A 24,104-nucleotide genomic window follows, 5' to 3' on the forward strand; every position below is an offset into this window, starting at 1 on the left:
ACAGAACCGTAACGATGTGCTACTCACCTTGGGTATCTACGAGATGGACGCTGATAACACACCAGGGGTCGGTCCCGTGCTAGACAGATACGGCTTATCCAAAATTCCAGAGGCACACTGCTATCTAAAGCATAACGGCGTGAGGGTGGACCTCACCCATGACGGAGGTTCGGCAGCAAAGCCTATAAACCATTTCCTCTATGAAGAGACAATATCTCCAGCAGGAATCGGAAGCTACAAAACCACCCTACATGAACGATTTCTGGGAGGGTGGTCCGGGCTCCCAGCTTCCTGCGGGCTCGACTGGCGCGAGCTTCTGTCTATCCGCGAGGAGTGCATCGCGGCGCTCTCCGGTGGAGCCGTCAGCGGCCGCTACTGCGGAGCACGCCGCTGGCTATGTCCGTAAACTCCTTTGCCTCGTCGGCGCTCAACATCTCCGTGGTACCGTCCTCGAAGGAGATCTGCACCTCGTCCCCGCCCGCTCCGGCGGATCTATCGAGATAGGCCTTCACGGCGTACGCGGTACCGACGGCCGCTCCTAGCAGGGCCGCTCCCTTAAGTAGTTTACGCATCATCGCCCCCACTCGTCCCGGATAGCACCCGCTCTGCCTCCGGGCGGGCGTTACGCATGTCATAGAGCACGAGCCCGACCCGGGCCTCCGGCCCCGTGGTGGCGGCAAGCGTAGATCCATCAGAGAGACGGGTAAGCAGTACGTAACCCTCCTCCGCGCGTACCCTGACCTGTGAGTATGCCTCGTGTCCGCGCTCCCGGGCCCGGCGGGTTGATGCGCTAGAGAGGGCCGAGATCATGGCTCCGGCCCGCTCTCCACCGCCCTCCACCGTGGAGGCGAGAATACCTCCCTCACCCGAGACCACGTACCCCGCCTCGACCTCTCCCGAAAGCGAACGCAGATCCTCTAGGACACGCCCGAGCCCGGACCCGCCGCCCTCGCCGCTCTCGCTGCCCTGCGTGGCGGCGTCGCCATCTTCTGTCATGCCGCTCCTTCTCCATCCGCGAAGCCGGTCTACAGGAGAAAGATTATATCCGAACGTCCTCTCACGCACCCGCCGCCATTCTGGATCGCCATATAGTCTGCTATGATCTCTGCAACCTGCGCAGGACCAAGAAGAACGTCAGAGCCGCCGGTACTGACAGGTAAGCTATACGGATTGCCCACACCTCTCTGCGACTGAGGCCTTTATCGTCTCCATCGCCCACCACGAACTCCTCTCTAAAAGATTCTGAGTATTCTGCCCCGCCACGCTCCTCGCGGAGAGGTCAGCCAGAATCTACCAGATCCCGTCAACCAAGCACCGTGCGGTGGGAGCGGATTTACTGTATTCGTCTTACTCCCGTTCTATGCTCCACGAGTACGAAGCGCGAGCCGTACCACCACACGCGAGGATACGCGGAAGACGTTCGAATCGGGAGGAAAGAAAGTGCAAAACTGGCAGACCGAGGATCTCAAATCGTCCGGGCTCGAGACGGGGCTGGCTGCCCCGTTGCTGGAGAGTCTGATGCTGAACGCCTTCGACTCCATCACGCTCACCTCCGCCCGGCCGGACACGCCCTCGGGAGACTGGCCGATAACCTACGTCAACCCGGCCTTCGAGCTGATGACCGGCTACGGCAGGGAAGAGGCGATAGGCAACACGCCGAAGATGCTCCAGGGTCCAAAGACCGACCCGGAAGTGATAGACGTCTGGTGCGCGACATGTCCGAGGGGCGGATCTTCGAAGGCGAGACGATCAACTACCGCAAGGATGGCTCTGAGTTCGTCATAGACTGGCGCGTCATACCGGTAACCGACGACCGGGGAGATGTCCTCCAGTATCTCGCCATACAGCGCGACATCAGCGCCAACCGCAACGGATAATCCCCGTGACACCTGCGATGAGGCCGCGGGCGTCACGGGTACATGCGTCCGCCAATGCCGGTGCCAGAGCCTTAACAATCACCGGGAAGAATGCTATATTCTCTCTGTCTAAGGGCGATTAGCTCAGCGGGAGAGCGCTGCCTTCACACGGCAGAGGTCGCTGGTTCGAAACCAGCATCGCCCACAGTACCGAGCCTTCTTTACTCCAGTCTGTACACACCCCGGGCGTTCCTGTGCAGGATCATCTCCACGGTCTCTCCGTCTAGGCCCAGGTTCCGGATGGCTTCGGCGTTCTGACGGAGGCCCGGAACGCCGGGCCAGTCGGTGCCGAAGATCATCTTGCGGGCGAGCCTTTCGAAGTTGTGGTTGACGTAGTATTCGGGGAGCTTCTTCGGCGGCAGGCCGGAGACCTCGATCCAGACATCCTCGCGCATGGAGGCCATGAAGGCCGCGGCGTCGTACCACCAGCCACGCCCGCCGTGGGCGAGCACCACCTTGAGCCCGGGGAAGTCGCGGACCACGTCTTCCATGAGCTCCGGGTTCGCGTAGCGGTTCGTGGAGCCGGGGAAGGTGCTGGTGCCGCAGTGGAACACCACCGGTAGACCACGATCGCGGCAGATCCCGTACGCCGGGTAGAGCCGGCGGTCGTTCGGGGTGAAACCGCCATGCACGGGGTGGAGCTTGAGGCCTACGGCGCCGAGATCCGCCTGACGCTCCAGCTCGTCGGATACCGGATGGTGGTAGTGCGGGTTGAGGTTCGCCAGCATCCGGAAACGCTCCGGGTTGTAACGCACGATGGGCAGGAGATCCTCTATCGGCTGGATGCCGGTGGCGAGCGGGCTATACTCGCAGAGCAGTATGGCAAGGTCCACGCCCTCGCCCTGCATGTAGCGGTCGAGGCGCTCGGGCACTATCGTGCCCTCGTCGTCGTAGAGCTCGTCGAGGGGCACGTTCTTGCCGAAGCGTGCGGCCCACTCGGTCCAGGACTCCTTGAGCGTCGGGCGGCGCGCCGCGTGGACGTGGGCGTCTATTAGCGGAGTCTCTCCCAGCACCTAGGTTACTCCCGCGACGAAGTGTATAGGACTGAGCAAGCTAGCCCGAGCCGTTCATGTACTTGAGCCTGAGCGCCTGGTACTCGCGGGCGGCCATCTCGACCCACTCGGCCGAGCTGCCCCCGAGCTCTTTCTTGACCTTTGCCGGCGCTCCGGCGGCTAGGACACCGCTCGGGATCTCGGCGTCTTCTACCACCACGCTGCCGGCCGCGAGCATCGCCCCGTCTCCGACGCCGGCTCGGTTGAGGACTATGGAGCCCATGCCGATAAGCGCGGAGTCTCCGACGGTACAGCCTTCGAGCATGGAGAGGTGGCCGACGGTGACGTTGGATCCTACCGTCGTGGGCAGTCCCTCGTTGGTGTGGATCACGGAGTTGTCCTGGACGCTGGTGCCGGACCCGATCACGATCCGGTTGAAGTCCCCGCGGAGCACCGCCCCGAACCATACGCTCGCCCCCGCCTCGACCACCACGTCTCCGATGAGCGTGGCGGTCGGGGCTATGTAGGCATCGGCGGCGACGCTGGGCTCCTTGCCCTCGAAAGATAGTATGTTCGCCAAACCCGTCTTCCTCCCCTAGATGGACCTTCGGTGGACCGTCGTTTTCACCCTTATACTAGCTCGTCCTCCTGGCGAGGGAACTCGAGGTCATCCGGGCTCTGCCGGAGCTTGAACCGCTGTATCTTCCCGGTGACGGTCTTCGGTAGATCTTCGGCAAACTCTACGACGTGCGGATACTGGTAGCGTTTTAGCCGTTCCTTGCACCAGTCCTGGAGCTCGCCGATCAGCCCCTCCGAGGCCTCGTGGTCCTCGCGCAGTATCACGGAGGCCTTCACCCGGGTCAGCTCGTCTACCGTGACGCCGACCGCCGCGGCCTCGATCACGGCCGGATGCTCGCCGAGCACGTTCTCTATCTCCACCGGCGAGACCCAGAGGCCGCTGACCTTGATCATGTCGTCCGAGCGCCCCTCGTACCAGTAGAAGCCGTCCTCATCCACGTGATACCAGTCTCCGGCAAACAGCCAGTCGCCCTGCATGGTAGCCTTGGTCTTCTCGTGGTTCCGCCAGTAGAAGGCTGCCGCGGAGTCGCCCTTTACAGCGAGATACCCCGCGTGTCCGCGCCCTAGCGAATGCCCCTCCTCGTCTATTATCCGGGCCTCGTAGCCGGGCACGGGCTTGCCGCTGGAGCCCGGCTTGAGCTCCTCCTCGGTATTCGAGACGAAGATGTGGAGCATCTCCGTGGAGCCGATACCATCCAGGATCACGGAGCCGAAGGTATCCCTCCACCTGTGCCAGATGCTCGCCGGCAGGGCCTCCGCAGCCGAGGCGCAGAGCCTTATCGAGGAGAGATCGTACTCCTCCGCCCCGGGATGGTTGAGCATCGCGTTGTAAAGCGTCGGTACGCTGAAAAACAGCGTCGGCCTGTTCGCCTGCGCCGTCTCCAGTATGGCCTCCGGGGTCGGCTTCCCCGGATACAGCACCGTCGAGGCCCCGGCCCAGTAGGGGAACGAGATCCCGTTCCCGAGCCCGTAGGCGTGAAATAGCTTCGAGGCCGAGAACACGTGATCTTCTTCAGAGATCCTCAGCACGTTACGGGCGTATGTATCGCAGGTATAGTCTATGTCGTGCTGCAGGTGTACGGCGGCCTTCGGTTTGCCCGTGCTACCGGAGCTATACAGCCAGAACGCCGGGTCGTCCCTGTGGGTATCCGCCGGGCTCAACTCCGCATCCCCGGCCTCTATGAGATCCGCCAGTCTCAAGCATCCCCCGGCGTCACCATCGGCAAGTATCAGGGTAGGGCTCGCGTCCAGATCCCGCAGACCTTCGGAGACCTTCTCGTGATGCTGGGAGTCCAGGACCACCACCTCGGCCCGGCTGTTCTCGACGAAGAACCGGTAGTCCTCGGCCCCGAGCAGGGTGTTCGTGGGTATTGGCACGGCCCCGATACGTATCGCGGCGAAGAAGGTCACCGGGAAGGCCGGGGTGTCGTTCAGGACCATGAGCACCCGATCCTCCTGCCTTACCCCGAGGTCGAGCAGCGAGTTACCGAGGCGATTGATCCGCTCCGCAAGCTCCCCGTAGGTCACCTCTTCGCCCTCGCAGTAGATCGCAACCTTCCCGGCGCGTCCGGCCTCCAGGTTAGCGTCTACGATTCGGCTGGCGTTGTATAGCTCGGGTAATACGGTACTCAAAACGACCAATCCTCCTAACACTCGCGCCCTGGCTGGACTACCTCGAATCCCTATCCGCCCGGGCTTCCCCGCCGCCCCTGTTTTATGCTCTCCATGCATAGCCAACGTATCCAACGTATCGGCTACGAAATCGATGCTACTTTCAGGCCGGATACCGGTCAACGCTCACATTCGCTCATGGCGAACGTATCCGTTGAGGCGTTATCTCCCGGGTTCTATTATCCTTTTTACGCCGGGCCTTCGAGGGGTCCGGTCTCGACACTTCTTGGGAACGGGAGGTAGGAACCGTTATGGCGGTAGCACATCTAGGACACGCGGAGATCCGGGTAACCGACCTGGAGGCGGCGCGGTATTTCTACACGGAGATCGTGGGCCTCTACGCGACCGAGGAGGACGACGAGCACGTCTACCTCAGAGCCTGGCAGGATTGGGACCATCACACCCTGACCCTGACCAAGGCCGCCGAGCCCGGCCTGGATCACGTCGGATGGCGGGTCGAGAGGCCCGAGGACATGTCCGCATACGAGAAGCGCCTCTCCGAGCTAGGCGTCGATTATCACTGGCTCGAAGGCGGCCGCGAGCCGGGCCAGGGCGACGGCCTGCGCTTCTACACACCGTCCGGCATGCCTTTCGAGCTGTACTGGGAGGTCGAGCAGTTCGTCCCCGGCCACGACGGGCAGGCCTCCAGGCTCCCGAGCCACCCGCAACGCTACGGGACCCGGGGCATAGCGCCCCGCCGCTTCGACCACATGAACTTCCTGCAGAACTCGCCCGCCGAGGATCAGAGATGGCTCGCCGACGAGCTCGGCATCCACCACCGCTACTACGTCGAGAACTCCGAGGGCGAGCGGCTCGGCTCCTGGATGAGCCGGACGAACATCGCCCACGAAATCGCATTGATGCGAAACAAAGCGCAAAACGGCACCAGGCTGCACCACACGGCCTACTTCCTCGACTCGCCGGATCAGTTGATCCGGGCGGCGACCATCCTGGCGGACAACGACGTAAAGATCGAGTGGGGGCCGGGCCAGCACGGCACGAGCGGGGCCATATTCCTGTACTGTTTCGACCCGGCCGGTAACCGGCTGGAGATCTGGACCGGCGGGATGCTGATCTTCGCCCCGGACTGGGAGCCGATACGCTGGGACTCCTCGGTCGGCTCTCTGGGCCTGGAGCTCTGGGGCTCCGACGTGCCCGAGAGCTACTTCACCTACGGCACCGAGTGCCGGTTCACCGAAATCAGAAACGCCCCGAGTACCCAGAACGCCTCCGCCACGCGGTAGGCCGGGGATGAGACAAGAGGTTATTGCGGCGGCCCGCGCCCTCTCCCGTGTCGGGCTCGTAACCGCTTTCGGGCACGCCTCTTACCGGGAGGGAGATAGTTTCTACATCACGCCGCCGAAGCCGCTCGGCGCCCTGGAAGACGACGATCCTCTCTCAGAGGTATCCCTAGTAGGAAACGAGTTGCCCGCCGGGGTGCCGGGCGAGGCCTGGGTTCACTGGGCGATCTACAACCGCCGCCCCGACGCCGGGGGGATCTGCCGGGCCCAGCCCCCGGTCGCGACGGCCCTGGCCTCCGCCAGCGTCCCGATACTCCCCCTGCACGGCCAGGGAGCCTTTCTGGGCCGGGAGGTCCCGGTCTTCGACGAGGCCCGGCTGGTGAGGGAGCACGCCACGGGAGAGGCTCTGGCCGAGTGCCTGGGCGAAGCCGGAGGGCTCGTGATGCGCGGTAACGGGGCGGTTGCGGTGGGCGCGAGCGTCGGGCTCGCGGCGGCCAGGATGAGGGTGCTCGAAGCCTCCGCTGAGATGAACCAGCGGGCCGCCTCGGCGGGTATACCGCGCCCGATAAGCGAGGAAGAGTTCGTCTATTGGGACTCCGTATCGGAAGAGATACTGGGTAGGATCTGGGCCCACCTGAGGGGATAAGGAGGTTTGAAGGAGGTTTGCGGCGGACCCGGAGCACGGTCAGTATGAGACAAAAGGGCACGGGAAAGGGGATCGTATGAGGATCAAGGCCATGGTCACAGAGGAGAAGGAGCAGCCTTTCGTCTCCCGGGAGCTTGAGCTAGAGGAGCCGCGGGCGGATGAGGTACTGGTGCGGGTCGTGGCGACCGGGGTGTGCCACACCGACCTCATAGTCCGGGACCAGTGGTACCCGGTGCCGCTGCCGGCGGTGCTCGGCCACGAGGGCGCTGGAGTGGTCGAACGCGTCGGGGATAACGTAACGCGCGTCGCGCCCGGCGACAACGTGGTGCTCACCTTCAACTCCTGCGGCCTCTGCGCCAACTGCGCCAGCGGTAATCCGGCGTTCTGCGCCGAGTTCTTCGGGCGCAACTTCGGCGCCTCACGGCCCGACGGCTCGGTCGGGCTGCAAGACGAGGGGCGGGAGGTGCACAGCCACTTCTTCGGGCAGTCCTCGTTCGGGACCTACGCGCTGGCCGCCGAGCGGAGCGTGGTGAAGGTCGGAGACGACGCGCCGCTGGAGCAGCTCGGCCCACTGGGCTGCGGAGTACAGACCGGGGCCGGCGGGGTCTTGAACGCGCTGAGGCCGGAGGCCGGGAGCAGCATCGCCGTCTTCGGCGCCGGGGCGGTCGGGATGAGCGCGATCATGGCCTCAGTGGTGGCGGGCTGCACCACGATCGTCGGGGTGGATATAAAGCCGGGCCGTCTGGAGCTGGCCCGCGAGCTCGGCGCGACCCACACCATAGACGCCTCCGGGACCGACCCGGTCGAGGAGATCCGGCGCATCACGGGCGGTGGAGTAGACTATGCTCTAGAGACCTCTGCGGCGCCGAGCGTCTTCCGGCAGGCGGTGGACGCCTTGGGCCCTCTCGGGGAGTGCGGGCTTATCGGGGCCGCACCGCTCGGCACCGAGGCCAGCTTCGACATGAACGACATCCTCATACCGGGGAAGAAGATCCGGGGCATCGTCGAGGGCAACAGCGTGCCCTCCTTGTTCATACCGAGGCTAATAGAGCTAAACACACAGGGCAGGTTCCCGTTCGAGCGTCTTATCAGGTTCTACGACCTGGACGAGATCAACCGCGCCTGCGAGGACGCGGAGAAAGGCGATACCCTCAAGCCGGTGCTCCGCACGGGCTGACGATTCGGTGAGGCTCTCAGTCGCCCGTATCCAGCATCCACACGAGTACCATGCCGACTACTATGGCCCAGAAAGCGGAGTCGATGCCCAGGAGGCTCGCGTCCGAGGCCGCGACCAGCAGCGAGATCCCGGCGGCTAGAGAGTGTCGGCTCTCTCCTACGGAGAGCCGGAGCGATTGCAGGATCACCGGGAGCAACGCGAGACCGGCGACACCAGCGACCAGGGCCGGGGGCATGACCTGTATCAGGGACGCCGCCGTGGCGCCCAGCAGCCCGAACAGCACGAAGCCCAGGCCCTGCACCACGGTCGCCACGTAACGGTTCTCGGGCTCTCTGTGAGACTCCGGCCCCGCGCAGACCGCCGTCATCGGCGCGGCGATGTTCAGTCCGTTGCCGACCAGCGGGGCGGTCAGTATGGAGCCGATGCCGCTGAAGATGGTTATGGCGTTCACGGGCGGCTCGTAACCGTTGGCCCTCAAGATGCCCACCCCCGGAGCATTCTGGGTCGCGATGGCGAGCAGGGTAAGTGGTATGGCTATGGAGAAGAGCGCGGACAGGTCGAAGGCAGGGGCCACCAGGACCGGCTGCGTCAGAGAGAGCTGGACCTCGCCGCTGCCGAACTGTCCGCCGAGGCCGGCGACAGCGAGACCGGCCGCCAGAGCCGGGACCGCCGGGGGTATACCGCCGACGAAACGCGTGCCGAGCAGGTACGCCACGACCATCGAGCCAACGAGCAGCGGTGCGGAAGGCAGAGAGGCGAAGACCTGGATGCCGAAGTCGATCAGGATGCCGGCGAGCGCCCCCATCACCACCTCGTTCGGCACCCGGGCCATTATCATCCCGAAGAGCCCGGAGAAGCCGATCACGGCGACGAGCACCCCGGAGATGAGGAACGCCCCCACCGCCTCGGAGACACCGTAGCCGGAGAGCGTCGTTACGAGCAAGGCGCTGCCGGCGATGGGATACGCGCCACAGACCGGCTCCCGGTACAAGAACGCGAGCAACAGGCTCAGTATCCCGCCCCCGACGAAGATGGCGAAGAACCAGGAGTCTATGACGGCCTCCGGGTACCCGGCGTTCGAGCCCGCCTGGTACACCAGCAGGGCCGGGCCCGTGATCCCGAGCAGCGTGGCGACGGAGCCGGCGCCCAGCGTCGAGGCGTTCATGTGACGCGCGGAGTCCCGCAGATTGCGGCGGGCGGCCCGGGGCGGCTCGGGGCTTTTTAGCCACACCGGGCGGCCGCCTCGGGCACGGAGATCTCCACTACACGCCCAGGAGTTGCTGTTGCATCTCCTTGTCCTCCGCGAGCTCTGCCGCACTCGACTCGTGCACCACCCGGCCCTTGTTCATGACGTAGATGCGGTCCGCCACGGAGAGCGCGAGCTGGAGGTTCTGCTCGACGAGCAGGATAGACAGAGAACGGCTCTTGAGGCTCTTGAGGATCTCGCCCACGTGGCTGACCATCATCGGAGACAGCCCGTCGGAGGGCTCGTCCAGGAGCAGAAGGTCGGGCGAGCCGCGCAGCGCCCGGGCGATGGCCAGCATCTGCTGCTCGCCGCCGCTGAGCTGGTCGCCGCTGTGCCGGTCGCGCTCCCGGAGACGGGGGAAGAGCTCGTATACCTCCTCCAGGCTCCAGCCCTCCGCCTCGCTCCGGCGCGGCGGCAGGACGAGCTGCTCCCGGACGCTGAGGTTCGGGAAGATCCCCCGGCCCTGCGGCACCAGCCCGAGCCCCCGGCGGGCTCGTTTGTGGGAAGCTTCGGCCTCTATGGCCTCTCCCTTGAAGCTGATCGAGCCCCCGCTGGAACGCAGCAGGCCCATGACGGCGCGGATAGTGGTCGTCTTTCCCACCCCGTTCCGTCCGAGGAGGGCTACGACCTCGCCGCCCTCCACGCCGAGCGAGGCACCCTGCAGCACGTAGCTGCTCCCGTAGTAGGCGTGCACGTCCCGCAGCTCAAGCATCAGGCGTCTCCTCCGGGGCTCCGAGGTAGGCGGCCAGCACCTCTGGCCTCTGGCGCACCTCCTCTGGGGTGCCGTCGGCTATGACCTCGCCGAAGTTCAGAACCACGATGCGGCCGGCGAGCGCGGCTACCACGTCCATGTCGTGCTCGACCAGGACGAGCGCGATCTCCTGCGGCAGACCCCCGAGCATCTCGACCATCTCCCCGGTCTCCGCCGAGGACATGCCGGCCGCCGGCTCGTCGAGCAGGAGGACCTCCGGGTCGGTCGCGAGAGCCATGCCGAGCTCCAGCTGGCGCTGCTCGCCGTAGGAGAGCTCGTCGGCGACCACCCCGGCTCGCTCGTCGAGGCCGACACGCTCTAGCACCTCCTCGGTCTCCTCCCTGAGCCGCCGGTACCTCTCCACGGACCGCAGCATCCTCAGCCCGCCGCCGACCTTGCGCTGGACGGAGAGCCGCACGTTCTCGTACACCGTGCTCTCCGCGAAGAGCGAGTTTCTCTGGAAGGTGCGTCCGAGGCCGGCCGCCGCCACCTTCTCGGGGCTCCAGCGAGTGATGTCGCGGTCGCCGAGCTTTATGGTGCCCGAGTCCGGGGTGAGCTCGCCGCTGATCAGGTTGAACAGCGTGGTCTTGCCGGCGCCGTTCGGACCGATTATCGCCACGCGCTCCCCGGCGCCGACCGAGAAGCCGACCTCGTTCGTGGCCGCCAGCGCGCCGAAGCTCTTGCAGACCCCGGCTAGCTCTAACAGGCTCATCCTCGGACCTTACGCCACAGGTCCTCGGCGAGCCCGACGATACCGCGCCGGGCGAAGAACACGAAGAGGATAAAGACCACGCCGGTGATCATGGTCGAGCGCTCCGTGTACGAGCCGAGACCGCTGTCCAGCATCCACACGAGGGCGGCCCCGAGCATCGGTCCTATCAGGGTTCCCGCGCCGCCGACTATCACCATTATCAGGGCCTCCGCAGATAGCGGCCAGTTTAGGTCGGTCGGGGCGACCAGGCCGTTGAAGTGCGCCCACAGCGCCCCGGCCCCTCCGGCCACGGTTCCGGCGATGACGAAGGCTATTAGCTTGTAGATTCTCGGGTCGTATCCGATGGCGCGCACCCGGCGCTCGTTGGAGCCGATCCCGACGAGCACCCGACCGAAGGGTGACCGGGTCAGCGCCCTAAGCAGCAGGTAGGTACCGGCCGCAAAGAGCAGTATCAGGTAGTACAGGGCGGTGCCGTCGAAGCTGATCACGCCAAAGAGCTCCGGGTAGGGTATGCCGACGAGCCCGTTCGTGCCACCCGTGAGCGACACCCACTGCTGCGCCACGACGTAGACGAGCTGCGCCAGGGCCAGCGTGATCATCAGGAAGTACACCCCGGTATTCCTCAGCGACAGCGCCCCGATAACCAGCGCGAGCAGCGCGGAGAACGCGAGCGCCGCGCCCAGCGTCAGCAGTATGTTCGCCTCCACGCGTACCGCCACGATACCGGCGGCGTACGCCCCGCCGCCGAAGAACGCCGCGTGCCCCAGGGAGATCAGCTTCGGGAAACCCATCAAAAGCCCCAGGCTCATGGCGAACACCGCGAGTATCAGTATCTCGGAGGCGACGCTTACCAGATAGGAGGACCCGGACAGGGGTAGCGCCGCCAGCGCCAGAAGACCGGCGAGGGCCGCGGCGGGGGCGTAGTAGGAGGAGATGGAGCGCAGGCCCCGGGTCGGGGATTTCGTCTCGACGGCCATCTCAGGCGTACTTTCTCTGGAACAGGCCGGAGGGCCTCACGAGCAGCACCGCGGCCATTATCACGTACACGATCACGGCGGCGACACTCGGGAAGTACGCCTGCCCGAGCGTCTGGGTGAGGCCGATGATCACGCTTATGAAGAAGACCCCGGTCAGGCTGCCGAGACCGCCGATCACCACGATTATCAGCGCGAGTATCAGGACGGTGAAGTCCAGGCCCGGGTAGACCCCGAGTATCGGCGCCCCGACGAACCCGGCAAAGGCCGCGAGCCCCACGCCCGCCACGAAAACACCGGCGAACACGGCGGTTATGTTGAACCCTATGGCGGAGACCATCTCGCGGTCGGAGACCCCGGCCCGGATGATGGACCCGAGCCGCGTCCTTTCGAGCACGTACCACAGGGCGAAGGCAAGCAGCAGCCCGACGAAGATCACGAACAGCCGGTAACCCGGCACGGAGACGCCAAAGGCCTCGACCGAGCCCGTAACGAGAGCCGGGGAGTCCAGGGAGCGTATCCTGGTGCCCCAGATCCACTCCACGGCATCGTCTATCACGAGCGCCAGGCCGAAGGTCAGGAGAATCTGGTCCAGATGGCCCCTGGAGTATAGGGGCCTTAGAAGTGCCCGCTCGACGACGAGCCCGAGCAGGACGACCGCGGCCACGGCGAGAGGCAGGGCCACCCAGAAGCTGCCGGTGAGCGCGAGGGCGCTTATACCCACGAATCCCCCAAGCATGAAGAACGAGCCGTGCGACAGGTTGATCACGTCCATCATGCCGAAGATCAACGACAGCCCTGCGGCGAGCAGGAACAAGAGCAGCCCGTACGCGAGCCCGTTTATCACGTGGCTTATGAGCGCGTCCGCGGCGGGCATGCCTAGCTCCGCAAACCGCTGCTCGGGGAGCTTGGCTTCCTCCCGGTGGGGCTACTCACCAGGGTCCTCGACTTCCTCTATGGTATCCACCACCACGTTCTGTACGGAACCGTCGTCCTGGGCCCGGGCCTCCCGGATGTAGATGTTCTGGATCGGGTTGTGGTTGGCGTCGAGCGTCATCGGGCCGCGGGGGCTCTCGAAGTCCACGTTCTCCATGGCCTCGATCAGGGCATCCGTGTCTTCCGTATCTCCTTCCGTGGCCTTGACCGCCTCGCCCATGAGCCAGGCCGCGTCCCAGCCCTGTACGGCGTACACGCCGGGCTCGTGATCGAAGCTACTCTGGAAGCTCTCCTTGAACTCCTGGTTCTCTGGGGTGTCGAGGTCCGGCGCGTAGAAGAGGGCCGTCTGGGCGCCTTCGGCGGCCTCGCCCTGGGCCTCCAGGGTGTCGGTGCCGACCAGGTTACCGGTCCCGTAAAGATCGGTGGTCTCGTGCAGGCCGAACTCGTCGAACTGCTGGACGAAACTCACGGCGTCGCTCCCGGCGTAGAAGCTCCAGGAGGCCTGCGCCTCGGACTGCTCGATGTTCGTCAGGTACGAGCTGTAGTCGTTGGTGCCCAGCGGCGGGTATGCCTCATCCACGACCTCGCCACCGGCCTCTGTGAACCCGGCCTTGAAGTCCCCGGCCATCTCGGTACCGGCGGCGTAGTCCGCGGCGGACACGAAGATCTCCTCTACACCCTGGTCTACCAGGTACTGTCCCATCGGATGCGTCACCTGCCAGCTGTTCCCGGAGGTGCGGAACACGTAGTCCGAGCCCTGGCGCGTGGCGTCGTTGCCCAGGGCGTTCGAGATCACGAACGGCACCTGCTCCCTCTCGGCCAGGTCTATGACGCCGTAGGCGACCGAAGTGCTCACGGCCCCGGTCAGGAAGTCCACGTCCTCGCGCTCCAGCAGCGTGCGGGCGGCCTGGACCCCCGCCTGGGGATCGGCCTCTGTGTCCTCCTGGATGATCTCCACCGGGCGGCCCGCGATCTCTCCGCCCTGCTCGTCCAGGTATAGCTCCATAGAGTTCGTAATATCCTCGCCGAGCTGGGCGTAGACGCCGGAGTAAGGCAGGATCACGCCTATCTTGAGGGGCTCCCCACTCCCTCCGCTCTCTCCGCTCTCACTCCCGCCTGAGCCCCCGCCGCAACCGGCGGCGATGAGCCCGAGGCTCGCAGTCATCAGTAACGCCAGGACCGGCTTCCTCGCGGAACGGGCCGAGGCACCGGACACCGAATCTCTATTCCTCAAGATATTCTCCTTAACCCCTCTAGGCAGCTCCGTAGAATGCCGTAGAACTTACCTAATCACCTTTCGTCTCAACGGTAGCGACTTCTCAAAGAGGGTTCAATTGCGACGAGTCTCACAGTTCGTCATAGACGTTCAGGGCGCCCTGTGAAGCGAATGATGCTCGATACAAATGGTCATTCGGCGCTTCCGCTAGGGGCCGGCCGCCGGTGGTCCGCCGTGCCCTAATGCTCCATGGCCTCTGTGCCGGAGAGCAGCTTGCCGCCCGCCACGTCGAGCACTCCGGAGCTGGTGAGCCTCGGGCCAGGCAGGAAGTCCGCCGTCAGGAAGAGTAGCGAGTACAGTGGGTCCTCGAACGGGAAGCCCGCGTCTCGCAGGCAGGACTTTAACCCCCTTGCGAAGCGCACGGCCTCCGGGAAGCCACCGGCGGACATTATCCCGGCCAACGGCAGGGCCGCCTCCCAGGACACCACGCCCGAATCGGCGACGGCTACCCCGCCACCCATCTCGCACACACGGCGGGCCGCGAGGGCCATGGCCTCCGGCTCCCGGCCGAGGACGAGCAGGTCTCCGCTGGAGGTCGCGGTGGTCGCGAGGCCGGTGAGCCCCGGCGCAAATCCGCTAACCAGGGCGTGTACGACCCGGGTGCCGTGACGGTCCACGTGCGCGGCGTGGAGATGGCCTTCGGGGAGGGCCTCGGAGGCGTTCGGCGGCGCTCCGGCGCGGGTGATCACGTCGGAGACGAACTCGATCACTGGCGTCTCCGGGGACCTATGGGCCTTGTACAGGGCGGGGGCGGAGATCCAATCTCCTCCGGAGAACTCCACCCCTCGACCGAGAGCATCCTGGTCGAGTACCGGCGGGGCGCCGGTAAGCTCGCCGTCTCGGGCTCTTATCACGCCGCCGGAGATCACACGAGAGGGCCTGAAGGAGTCGAGGTCGTCGAGCAGCAGCATGTCCGCCAGACGCCCCGGCGCCACCCCTCCGAGGTGGTCGTCCAGCTTGAGGTAGGTGGCGGCGTTTATCGTCGCCATCTGTATGGCCTTTACGGGCGGAACGCCGGCTTCGACGAGCAGCCTCAGGAGACCGTCCACGTAGCCGCGCTCGGCTACCGCGTCCGGCGAAGGGCCGTCGGTGGTTAGCAATACCCGCCGGGTGTCGGCCTCTTTCTCTGTCAGCAGCCGCAGAAGCTCCGGCAGGTCCGGCCTTACGGAGCTGTGCCGCAGCGGGGTCCACAAGCCGAGCCTCAGCCGCTCCAGGGCCTCTTCGGCGGTGGTCGCCTCGTGGCAGGATCTCAGGCCGGAGGCCGCGAGTGCGGTGAGCCGCGGACCGCGGGCCCCGGTGGTGTGACCGTCGACGACCGCGCCGCGCGACTCGGCCTCCGCGATCGCCGCGCCGTAGGCGCCCCCGGACTCCTCCGAGAGGAACCGCACCCAGGCCGGGGCCTCGCCGACCCCGACGGCGAGTGGATGATCCAGAACCCGCCCGAGCCGCTCTCGCCCGAAACGCTCGCCGTTCTCTGCGAGCGGCGAGGCGGGCTCGGGCCGAGCGTACCAGAGAAAGCGCACCGGGAGCTGGGAGCAGGCGTCCATTACGGCACGGCTCGTCCCCGCGCCGCCAACGAGCGAGAATACAAGGTCGTCGCTAACTATCGTGGTGGTGCCGCCCGGTAGGACGGCCTCGGCCAGGCTGGCCGGGTTGTATCCGAGGTACGCGTGGGAGTGCGGCTCGATCAAACCCGGACAGACGTAGCCGCCTCCGGCCTCGATCATCTCGGTCTCCGACCCCACGCAACGTTCCTCGGGGCCCACGTAGGCTATACGCCCGCCCCGGACGGCGACGTTAGCCTCCACGAGCTCCCCGGAGTACACGTTGACCACCGTGCCGCCCCGCAGGAAGAGATCCGCCTCCTCCTCACCGAGGGCCACCCGCCGGAGCGTCAGTCGTTCGTCCTCGGATAGGGCGTAGGGCCGGGGCACCCCCTGACTCACACCATGCCGCCGGGCTTGGAGAAGCCTCGCACCCCCAGCCCGCCGTCGGAGTTGATGATCACACCCGTCACCCCACCGGCCAGCGTGGGGTCGGCGAGATACAGATAGGCCCCGACGTGGTCCTCTGGTGTGAACTCGTGCTGGAGGGGGTTTATGGACTTGATCCCTTCCTGCATCTTCTCGGAGCCGAGCATCGGCTCCTGTTCCAGGCTCGAAAGCCCGGCGATCCCGGTGGCCGTGCCGCCGGGCGCGACGCCGTTCACCCGCACCTTCGGGGCGAGCTCGTAGGCCATCTGCGTCAGGAGACCCCGCACGGCGAACTTCGAGGCCATGTATAGTGGCCCTCCGCCATCGGAGTAGAAGGCCGAGTTCGAAAGCGTATACACGATTGACCCCTCGCTCTCCACGAGGGCATCGAGGCAGACCTTCGTGGCGACCACGTAGCTCTCCACGTTGGTGGAGAAAATCTCCTCAAACGCCGCGTGAAGCCTCTCCTTCGGCAACCGACGCATCTTCACCAGGTTGTCCCACAGACCAACGCAGCACACCAGCGTGTCCAGCCGCCCGAACTCCTCCAGAGCCTGCGAGAGGGCCTGCTCGTTGTCCTCCAGGCTCGTCGCGTCTCCGCGCACCGCCCGTACCGAATCCCCGAGGCCATCGAGTCCGCCGACCTTCTCCTCGGACCTCTCCAGTACACAGACCCTCATCCCCAAGCCGACGAAGGCCTCGACCACGGCCCGGCCTATGCCGGAGCCGCCGCCGGTTACGAGCGCGACCTTTCCCTCAAGCCCCTCTGAACTATTCAATCCAGAACATCCTCCACGTCAATCTATCGTCTTAGTGCGCGGCCCCGGCGGGGCCGTAGGGCTCCTCCAGGGCCTCCGAGAGCTTCTCGGGGCTCTGCCACGAGAGAGTCTCCAGCAGGGGCGCGGCCAGGTATACTTGGTAGCCGAGCTTTGGGGAGTGGATCTCCAGCCTTCCGTCCTCGCTCTCCCCCACGACCCTGACCAGCACGACCGCGAACTCGTTGCTGAACTCCGTATAAGGCTCGTCCCCCGAGGGCTCCACCTCACGCTGACCGTCGGCCCGCTCGTGCGGAGAGTCAAGCCCGCTGGCTAGCCCCTCCGGGCTTTGCCACGAGAGGCTCTCCAGCAGCAGGGCGTCCAGTAAGACCCGGGTGCCCGCACCAGGGGAGTAGACCTCCAACCGGGCGCCGTTCCCGGTGCGTACCCGGCGCACCAGGGCGTTCGCCGAGTCGTTCGAGACCTCGGTGTACTCTTCTTGCATCTTCCCTCCCGTAGAGTGTTCCAGCACAGGCTCAGAGAAACTCAGAGAAAGATGGACAGGTTGTGGGTGGTCAGTACGGAGTGATCCAGCAGGATCTCACGCCGCGCCAGCCTGAGCCCCTCCTCCGAGCGCCGCAGCACGTCCCGGCGCTCGGCCGAGATGAGATCCTGGTGCAGTTCCGTCCCTTGAGAACGATACAGGAGCAGGTTGGAGCGGACCGCGAGCTCCTCTTCCGCGTCTGCAGAGGAAACGCGAATATTGGTCACGAAGTGCCGGGTGCGGGACGGTGGGTCCTCGGCCCAGGCGTACTCGGTCTCCAGCCGCCGGACGCGAAGCTCCAGGCTGCCGCGCGTCTCATCGAAGTAATACATTTGCCCGTTGAATCCCTCGCCGGCGCCCCTCTCCCGGGTCTCGCGCACGGGCATGCGATATACGACGTCGTCGGTGCAAAGCTCCACCCACTCCCGCTCGTGGTGGCCGTCTAGAAGCTCGGCCTCCCGCATCAGGAACTCGTACACCTCCCAGTAGGTCTCGGCTGACGTCTCTAGCATCTCCGGTCCTCTCTGTATCTCCGGCTCTACTGACCGAGCAGGTACTCGAAGTAGGTACGCCAGAAGCGCTGCTGGGCGAAGTCGGCGAAGTTCCGGGCGTAGGCGGTGCCGGGGCCGGGCCACTCCTCGTCTGGTATCGGCTCTACGTGGTCGAGGCCCATCTGGTAGTTGAGGTAATGGTGATCGGCCATCTCGCCCGCAGCCACCCGGGTGACGCTGCGCCAATTCTCGGCGTCATCCTGCTCGAAGGTCCCCGAGGCCCCGAAGGTCGTGAGGTACGCCCGCTTCGCCTCTTCCTTGAACTCCTCCGGGGCGTCGGCCTCGACCACGCCCCAGGACCAGACCTCTATCTTGCCGGGCCCCAGAGGCTGCCAGAGCCGGATCGTCAGGTATGGGATGCTCCGACCCTCCGGCTCGACGGCCATAGCCGAATGCAAGAAGCTCAGGTTCGGGAATACCGTCGCATTCAGGGGCAGTATGGAGTCTTCTTCGAGCACCTTGAACTGGTCCGCCCCAAGATTCTCGCGCATCCCGTCTACCACGTCCTGCGGGTAGTTGAAGAAGCTGCCCGGCTTGAACGGGATAAACATCCCGCCGTGCGGCCCGACCTTGTACTGCACGCCGTCCTTGAAGTAGGCGGCCTTCTTGACGCGCATGATGCCGGCCTTGATCGTCGACATGTGCGCCGACTGGGTGTGGTATCCGTCGCCGAAGAAGTTCTCCGCGGCGAGCTTCCAGTCGGCGTCTAGCACCCACCGCTGGGGCGCGCCGATCACCTCAGAGCCCGCGGGCGTCTTGTTCAGGTAGAAGTCCAGATACCAGCCCATCCCGCCGATGTACTCTTCTATCGGGGGCACGTCGGCGTTCATGCTGGCGAAGATCATACCCTTGTACACCCCGACGGCGGGCGCGGGGGTCATCGCCCACTCCTCCTTGTCGAGTCCGTCCTTACCGTAGGCCTCCTTCTGGAAGGGGGCGCCGTTTAGCTTGCCTGTGTTGCGGTAGGTCCAACCGTGGTACGGGCAGCGAAAGTGCGAGGTGTTCCCCGAGTCCACTCGGCAGAGCTGCATCCCCCGGTGGCGGCACATATTGAAGAGGACGTGGATCTCGCCATGCTCGTCCCGGGAGACGATAAAGGAGTCCCCCACGATGCGCCGCACGACGTAGTCCCCGGGGTCCGGCAACTCCGTCTCGTGGGCCAGGAATATCCAGGTCTTGGTGAAGATGTTGTCCTTCTCCATCTCGAAGACCGCGGGCTCGTTGTAGATCTTCGCCAGGAGCTTACCCTCCTCCACGAGAGCCCTTCTGGCCTCCGTGAGCGCCTGGTAAGTCTCTCCCTCGCGGGCCGGATGTTGAGCTGGCTGTTGAAGCATCGTCCTCCTCCTTCGCTGCCCTCCGGTTAAGTTTATAGCCCCGTCTAACGTGATGACGAGCCACCGCCACAGCCGCGGCCGTCAATAACGAACACACCCGTTGAGCCTCCGGCTCCCGGAGCCTAGTATGCCGGTATATCTTGGGATAAGGAACGTGTGAACTTTAGAGGCACGGAGTACACAGGGGTCGCCATGAGACAACAGAAACAGCAGGTGGTGTGGAAGGTGGCGCGGATGCTGGATCTCTTCACCCCGGAGAGTCCGGAGTGGCGCGTCGGCGAGGTTGCGGAGGCGCTCGGGGTTCCGAAGACCACCGCAAGCGAGCTCATGACCACCCTCGCCGAGCAGCGGCTGTTGCGCCGCACCGAAGGGGGGCGTTACCGGCTTGGCTGGCGGCTCTTCGAGCTGAGCCAGAATCTCTTGGACACCACCGAGTTCCGTACCGAGTCCCACCGGGTCATCGAGGAGCTCGTGGAGGGCTACGGCGAGACCGTCCACCTGGCGGTGCTGGACAACATGCAGGCCGTGTACATAGAGAAGCAGCAGCCCACACCCGCGGTGAAGATACTCGCCTCTCGCGCCGGGGGCCGGCTCCATGCTCACTGTAGCGGCGTGGGCAAGGTCCTCCTCTCCGCCTGCGAGTGGGATCGGGTAGAGCGTGCCCTGGAGCATCAGGGAATGCCCGCCTTCACGCAGAACACCATCGTCACGCCGGAGGCGATGGCCGAGGAGTTGCGGGAGGTTCGCGCCAGAGGCCACGCCTTCGACCTGGAGGAGACGTTACAGGGGTTGTGTTGCGTGGCGGCCCCGGTGCGCGACGCCGGAGGAGAGGTGATCGCGGCCCTGAGCATCTCGGCCCCGGCGTTCCGCTTCGAGACGAACGAGGAAGAATACACGCGGGCGGTTTTGGAGGCAGCCCGCCGGATCTCACAGGGAGTGGGAAACACAATGGGACGGTATCAGGACCACGAAGATCGCAAGACTCACAGGATGGAGGGGTCGAGGAGTTGAGCACCGAGAGTACCCAGAGGGCCTCACAAGCACGAGAGACTCGAGATACTGCCCAGGAAAAGATAAAGGTCGCGATACTGGGCTCCGGCAATATCGGCAGCGACCTGATGTACAAGCTCCTCAAGGACCCCGGGCACATGGAGCTCTCGCTCCTGGCCGGTATAGAGAAGGACTCCGAGGGCCTGAAACGGGCGGATTCCGAGGGCGTCGGCACCACACACCACGGCATAGACGAGATACTCGAGGACCCGGAGATAAAGCTCGTCTTCGACGCCACCAGCGCGAAGGCCCATGTGAAACACGCGGCCGCGCTAGAGGAGGCGGGCAAGATCGCCGTGGATCTCACCCCGGCGGCGGTAGGTCCGTACGTGGTGCCGGTCGCGAACATAGACGAGCATCTCGACTCCGGTAACGTGAACCTCCTGACCTGCGGCGCCCAGGCGACCACCCCGATGGCCTACGCCGTCTCCCGGGTCGCGCCGGTACGCTACGCCGAGATGGTCTCCACGATAGCCAGCCTCTCCGCCGGGCCGGGAACCCGCCAGAACATAGATGAGTTCACGTTTACCACGGCTCGCGGCCTGGAGCAGATCGGCGGTGCGGAGTCTGGTAAGGCGATCATCATCCTCAATCCCGCCGATCCCCCGATCATGATGCGCAACACCGTCTACGTCGTCCCCGAGAGCGAGGAGGTAGACGAGACCGGGATAGCCGAGTCCGTGGAACGGGTGGTAGAGGAGATCCAGGCCTACGTCCCCGGATACCAGCTAAAGAACGGCCCCGTCTTCGACCGCCGCCAGACGCCGTGGGGCGAGAGGCCGGTAATAGTAATGCTGCTGGAGGTCGAGGGAGCCGGAGACTATCTCCCGGCCTACGCCGGAAACCTGGATATCATGACCTCCGCCGCGCGGGGCGTCGGAGAGCGCCTCTCCGCCCACCTGCTAGGCAAGGAGGCCGTGGCGTGAGCGAGGGAGTAGATGGCAGCAGGAGCGGCTCCGGAGCGGCCCCCAGGGTAACGGACACCTCTCTGCGCGACGGCTCCCACGCGATGGGCCACAGGTTTACCACGGAGCAGGTCCGGGAGGTCGCCCGCGCCCTGGACGCCTCCGGGGTTCCGGTCATAGAGGTAACCCACGGTGACGGCCTCGCAGGCTCCTCCGTACAGTACGGCTTCTCCGCGACGCCGGAGATGGATCTCATCTCCGAAGCCGCAGCGGTGTGCGGGCAGGCGAGGATAGCCTCGCTCCTGCTGCCCGGGGTCGGCACGGCGAGCGAGCTAAAGGACGCCGCTGAGAGAGGCACCAGCATAGTGCGCGTGGCGACCCAGTGTACCGAGGCAGACATCTCTCAGCAGCACTTCGAGCTCGCAAAGGAGATGGACCTCGAAGCCGTGGGCTTTCTGATGATGAGCCACATGCGGGGCCCAGCCGAGCTAGCCGAGCAGGCCGGTCTCATGCAGAGCTACGGGGCCGACTGCGTGTACATAGTGGACTCCGCCGGGGCGCTACTGCCCGACGGGGTTCGAGAGCGGATCGGCGCCCTCAAAGACAGCCTCGAGTGCGAGGTCGGCTTCCACGCCCACGACAACCTCGGGCTCGCCCTCGGCAATAGCCTCGCCGCCGTCGAGGCCGGCACGGACCAGCTGGACGGCTCTCTGCGCGGCCTCGGTGCCGGGGCCGGCAACGCCCCAACCGAGCTTCTGGCGGCGGTGCTGGACAAGTCTGGGCTCGACTCCGGGATGGACGCATTCGGTCTCATGGACGCAGCGGAATACGTCGTGGCTCCGTTCATGCCCTTCCAGCCCGGCAGGGACCGCGACTCTATCGCTATAGGTTACGCCGGGGTATACTCAACGTTTCTCTTACACGCAAAGCGAGCCGCAGAGCGTTACGGCATAGACACCAGAGACATACTTGTCGAGCTTGGACACCGGGAGGCGGTAGCCGGACAAGAAGATTGGATCCTGGACGTCGCCCTGGAGTTGGCCAAGGAGCAGGGCGCGGCTTAGGCTCGGACAGCCCGGGAAGTATCAATACAGGGAACTGTGAAGTCACAGTGGGAGGAGAGCAGATAGTATATGGCACAAACCAACACCGCAGCCGCAGAGGTAAGTACGGGCACGCTACAGACCGGAGGATACACCACCCACTACAATCGGGCCGGGGAGGGTAACGAGGAGAAGGTGCTCTTTCTGCACGGCTCGGGTCCCGGCGCTACAGCTTGGTCCAACTGGCAGTTCGCCCTGCCCGCCCTCGGTGAGGCTTTCGATTGCATAGGACCGGACATGATCGGCTATGGAAAGAGCGCCCATCCTGAGCACCCGCCCCAGGGGTCTGACGAGTGGCTAGAGGTGTGGCTGGATCAGATCTCCTCGATTCTGGAGCAGCTAGAGGTCGAAAAGGTTCACATAGTCGGCAACTCCATGGGCGGGGCGCTCGCGCTTCACTTTCTCAAGCGCAACCCCGAGAAGGTTGGGAGGCTAGTGCTCATGGGCACGATGGGCACGCCACACCAGATCAGAGACGGCCTTGCCGACCTCTGGGGCTTCTACGATGATCCATCTCCCGAAAACATGAAAAAGGCTATCGAGCGTTTCGTCTACGATCCGGCCATAGTTGGCGGCGACCTCGACGCCATAGCAGAAGCCCGCTACGAGGCCGCGATGGACGAGAACACGAAGCGTAGCTTCGCCTCGATGTTCCCCGCGCCGCGCCAGCAGCACGTGGATAACCTGGCCCTCCCGGACTCATTCTTCCAGTCCATAGAGAATCCTACTCTCCTGGTACACGGCCGCGATGATGTGATCATCCCACTAGAAACCAGCCTGTATCTACTGGAGAGGCTGCCCCAGGTGCAGTTGCACGTCTTCGGGCGCTGCCGGCACTGGATCATGATCGAGCACCGCGAAGCTTTCAACGACGTGGTCGCCGACTTCCTCGGCTAGAACGACTAAAACGACTAGAGCGTAGGAACGAATAGACAGATGGATCCAAGCGATATAGCAAAGACGCTGGACGCGGCCTGGACCAAACAAAGTGCCCCCATACCCCCACTCACGGAAAGCTACGGCCTAGAGGACACGGAGTTCGCCTACGCGGTGCAGATGGCCTGGACCGAGCGCCGTTTGGCGGGTGGAGAAGGTATACTCGGGCGCAAGATAGGGCTTACCAGTCTCGCCATGCAAGAACAGCTCGGCGTCTCAGAACCGGACTACGGCAGCCTCTGGTCCTCCCGCTATTTCCCCGCCAAAGACGGCCATGCGGAGATACCTGCAGACACGTTCGTCGCTCCGAGGATAGAGGGAGAGATCGCCTTCCTGCTCGGTGAAGCAGTCTCGGGGCCGGAGGCCACCCCCGAGCAGGTGCTCGCGGCTACCGAGGCACTAGCCCCGGCATTCGAGATAGTAGACAGCCGCATAGAAGACTGGCGCATAAAGCTCCCCGACACCATTGCGGATAACGCCTCCTACGGAGCCTTCACCACCGGCCCTTGGGACTCATCTCTAAAAGACTCCAACCTGGGCTCGCTGCCGATGCGCGTGGAGCGTTCGGGCGAGCTCGTTGGAGAAGGCGAAGGCTCGGCGGCAATGGGAGACCCCGCACTGTGCGTGGCTTGGCTGGCTAACAAGCTCCACGGCTTTGGAATAAGCCTGCAAGCCGGCGACATCGTACTCTCCGGAGCGCTGGCGGCAGCCGTGCCGGTGACGTCTGGTGAAGAATTCACCCTACACCTAGGGGAAAAGTCGCCATTGACCGTAAAATTCACCGACGACTAGAGCGTAGGCTAGAAGTACGTCTTAAAGAACCACCCACCTGTGCT

The 24,104-nt window shown here is 64.9% G+C and carries 25 protein-coding genes and 1 tRNA gene; 10 read left to right on the forward strand and 16 right to left on the reverse strand.

What is annotated here, in order from left to right:
* Positions 1 to 362: 362 nt before the first annotated feature.
* Positions 363 to 575, reverse strand: a complete 213-nt coding sequence (locus ABD53_RS08420) for a hypothetical protein (RefSeq protein WP_152670670.1) — start codon at positions 573 to 575, stop codon at positions 363 to 365.
* Positions 565 to 996, reverse strand: a complete 432-nt coding sequence (locus ABD53_RS08425; RefSeq protein ID WP_047865305.1) for a roadblock/LC7 domain-containing protein — start codon at positions 994 to 996, stop codon at positions 565 to 567. The genes ABD53_RS08420 and ABD53_RS08425 overlap by 11 nt, the downstream gene beginning before the upstream one ends.
* A 320-nt stretch (positions 997 to 1,316) precedes the next feature.
* On the opposite strand from ABD53_RS08425, the gene ABD53_RS17800 reads away from it, so the two are divergent.
* Complete coding sequence (locus ABD53_RS17800; RefSeq protein WP_268778275.1) at positions 1,317 to 1,877, forward strand: PAS domain-containing protein; 561 nt, start codon at positions 1,317 to 1,319, stop codon at positions 1,875 to 1,877.
* Between the two features lie 112 nt (positions 1,878 to 1,989).
* Positions 1,990 to 2,061, forward strand: a tRNA-Val gene (locus ABD53_RS08435).
* Positions 2,062 to 2,077: 16 nt separating this feature from the next.
* Here ABD53_RS08435 and ABD53_RS08440 read toward each other — a convergent pair.
* From ABD53_RS08440 to ABD53_RS08450, 3 genes are read right to left on the reverse strand one after another with little or no spacing between them, the layout of a single operon-like run.
* Complete coding sequence (locus tag ABD53_RS08440; RefSeq protein WP_047865306.1) at positions 2,078 to 2,929, reverse strand: amidohydrolase family protein; 852 nt, start codon at positions 2,927 to 2,929, stop codon at positions 2,078 to 2,080.
* Positions 2,930 to 2,969: 40 nt separating this feature from the next.
* On the reverse strand, positions 2,970 to 3,488 hold the full coding sequence (locus tag ABD53_RS08445; RefSeq protein ID WP_047865307.1) for a gamma carbonic anhydrase family protein: 519 nt from the start codon (positions 3,486 to 3,488) through the stop codon (positions 2,970 to 2,972).
* Positions 3,489 to 3,538: 50 nt separating this feature from the next.
* Complete coding sequence (locus ABD53_RS08450; RefSeq protein ID WP_047865308.1) at positions 3,539 to 5,119, reverse strand: benzoate-CoA ligase family protein; 1,581 nt, start codon at positions 5,117 to 5,119, stop codon at positions 3,539 to 3,541.
* 290 nt (positions 5,120 to 5,409) lie between these two features.
* On the opposite strand from ABD53_RS08450, the gene ABD53_RS08455 reads away from it, so the two are divergent.
* The 3 genes from ABD53_RS08455 to ABD53_RS08465 all read left to right on the forward strand — a co-directional run bounded on the left by ABD53_RS08455 (position 5,410) and on the right by ABD53_RS08465 (position 8,222).
* On the forward strand, positions 5,410 to 6,402 hold the full coding sequence (locus ABD53_RS08455) for a VOC family protein (RefSeq protein WP_053057842.1): 993 nt from the start codon (positions 5,410 to 5,412) through the stop codon (positions 6,400 to 6,402).
* Positions 6,403 to 6,409: 7 nt separating this feature from the next.
* The gene (locus ABD53_RS08460) at positions 6,410 to 7,045 is read left to right on the forward strand and encodes a class II aldolase/adducin family protein (RefSeq protein ID WP_047865309.1); all 636 of its coding nucleotides are present in this window, start codon (positions 6,410 to 6,412) and stop codon (positions 7,043 to 7,045) included.
* Positions 7,046 to 7,136: 91 nt separating this feature from the next.
* Positions 7,137 to 8,222, forward strand: a complete 1,086-nt coding sequence (locus ABD53_RS08465; RefSeq protein ID WP_235401468.1) for an NAD(P)-dependent alcohol dehydrogenase — start codon at positions 7,137 to 7,139, stop codon at positions 8,220 to 8,222.
* A 16-nt stretch (positions 8,223 to 8,238) separates the two neighbouring features.
* On the opposite strand, the gene ABD53_RS08470 is transcribed toward ABD53_RS08465, so the two are convergent.
* The 11 genes from ABD53_RS08470 to ABD53_RS08525 form a co-directional block, all read right to left on the reverse strand.
* Positions 8,239 to 9,453: a benzoate/H(+) symporter BenE family transporter gene (locus ABD53_RS08470; protein WP_047865311.1), complete on the reverse strand. Its 1,215-nt coding sequence runs from the start codon at positions 9,451 to 9,453 to the stop codon at positions 8,239 to 8,241.
* Between the two features lie 31 nt (positions 9,454 to 9,484).
* Positions 9,485 to 10,180: an ABC transporter ATP-binding protein gene (locus ABD53_RS08475; protein WP_047865312.1), complete on the reverse strand. Its 696-nt coding sequence runs from the start codon at positions 10,178 to 10,180 to the stop codon at positions 9,485 to 9,487.
* A complete protein-coding gene (locus tag ABD53_RS08480; RefSeq protein WP_047865313.1) occupies positions 10,173 to 10,931 on the reverse strand; it encodes an ABC transporter ATP-binding protein in 759 nt (252 codons plus the stop codon). The genes ABD53_RS08475 and ABD53_RS08480 overlap by 8 nt, the downstream gene beginning before the upstream one ends.
* On the reverse strand, positions 10,928 to 11,908 hold the full coding sequence (locus ABD53_RS08485; protein ID WP_053057843.1) for a branched-chain amino acid ABC transporter permease: 981 nt from the start codon (positions 11,906 to 11,908) through the stop codon (positions 10,928 to 10,930). Before ABD53_RS08485 ends, ABD53_RS08480 begins: the two co-directional genes overlap by 4 nt.
* A 1-nt stretch (position 11,909) precedes the next feature.
* Positions 11,910 to 12,782: a branched-chain amino acid ABC transporter permease gene (locus ABD53_RS08490; protein ID WP_047865314.1), complete on the reverse strand. Its 873-nt coding sequence runs from the start codon at positions 12,780 to 12,782 to the stop codon at positions 11,910 to 11,912.
* Positions 12,783 to 12,833: 51 nt separating this feature from the next.
* Entirely contained in the window at positions 12,834 to 14,075 is a 1,242-nt protein-coding gene (locus tag ABD53_RS08495) for an ABC transporter substrate-binding protein (protein WP_152670671.1), read from the reverse strand.
* A 221-nt stretch (positions 14,076 to 14,296) separates the two neighbouring features.
* Positions 14,297 to 16,063 carry an adenine deaminase C-terminal domain-containing protein gene (locus ABD53_RS08500; protein ID WP_235401471.1) on the reverse strand — a complete coding sequence of 589 codons (1,767 nt, stop codon included), beginning with the start codon at positions 16,061 to 16,063 and terminating at the stop codon, positions 14,297 to 14,299.
* Positions 16,060 to 16,869, reverse strand: coding sequence for an SDR family NAD(P)-dependent oxidoreductase (locus ABD53_RS08505; protein ID WP_047865315.1), 810 nt, complete (start codon positions 16,867 to 16,869; stop codon positions 16,060 to 16,062). Before ABD53_RS08505 ends, ABD53_RS08500 begins: the two co-directional genes overlap by 4 nt.
* 31 nt (positions 16,870 to 16,900) lie before the next feature.
* A complete protein-coding gene (locus tag ABD53_RS17485) occupies positions 16,901 to 17,350 on the reverse strand; it encodes a hypothetical protein (protein ID WP_053057845.1) in 450 nt (149 codons plus the stop codon).
* Positions 17,351 to 17,391: 41 nt separating this feature from the next.
* Positions 17,392 to 17,901, reverse strand: coding sequence for an aromatic-ring-hydroxylating dioxygenase subunit beta (locus ABD53_RS08520; protein ID WP_047865316.1), 510 nt, complete (start codon positions 17,899 to 17,901; stop codon positions 17,392 to 17,394).
* Positions 17,902 to 17,927: 26 nt separating this feature from the next.
* A complete protein-coding gene (locus tag ABD53_RS08525) occupies positions 17,928 to 19,274 on the reverse strand; it encodes an aromatic ring-hydroxylating dioxygenase subunit alpha (protein ID WP_053057846.1) in 1,347 nt (448 codons plus the stop codon).
* Positions 19,275 to 19,466: 192 nt separating this feature from the next.
* On the opposite strand from ABD53_RS08525, the gene ABD53_RS08530 reads away from it, so the two are divergent.
* The 5 genes from ABD53_RS08530 to ABD53_RS08550 all read left to right on the forward strand — a co-directional run bounded on the left by ABD53_RS08530 (position 19,467) and on the right by ABD53_RS08550 (position 24,060).
* Entirely contained in the window at positions 19,467 to 20,285 is an 819-nt protein-coding gene (locus ABD53_RS08530) for an IclR family transcriptional regulator (protein ID WP_047865317.1), read from the forward strand.
* A complete protein-coding gene (locus ABD53_RS08535; protein WP_084709439.1) occupies positions 20,282 to 21,250 on the forward strand; it encodes an acetaldehyde dehydrogenase (acetylating) in 969 nt (322 codons plus the stop codon). The genes ABD53_RS08530 and ABD53_RS08535 overlap by 4 nt, the downstream gene beginning before the upstream one ends.
* A complete protein-coding gene (gene dmpG / locus ABD53_RS08540) occupies positions 21,247 to 22,293 on the forward strand; it encodes a 4-hydroxy-2-oxovalerate aldolase (protein ID WP_047865318.1) in 1,047 nt (348 codons plus the stop codon). Before ABD53_RS08535 ends, dmpG begins: the two co-directional genes overlap by 4 nt.
* A 69-nt stretch (positions 22,294 to 22,362) precedes the next feature.
* Positions 22,363 to 23,229 (forward strand): alpha/beta fold hydrolase, encoded by an 867-nt coding sequence (locus ABD53_RS08545; RefSeq protein ID WP_047865319.1) that lies wholly within the window; start codon positions 22,363 to 22,365, stop codon positions 23,227 to 23,229.
* 39 nt (positions 23,230 to 23,268) lie between these two features.
* Positions 23,269 to 24,060, forward strand: coding sequence for a 2-keto-4-pentenoate hydratase (locus ABD53_RS08550; RefSeq protein WP_047865320.1), 792 nt, complete (start codon positions 23,269 to 23,271; stop codon positions 24,058 to 24,060).
* Positions 24,061 to 24,104 lie beyond the last annotated feature (44 nt).

This window comes from Rubrobacter aplysinae (assembly GCF_001029505.1).
Classification (GTDB): Bacteria; Actinomycetota; Rubrobacteria; order Rubrobacterales; family Rubrobacteraceae; genus Rubrobacter_A; species Rubrobacter_A aplysinae.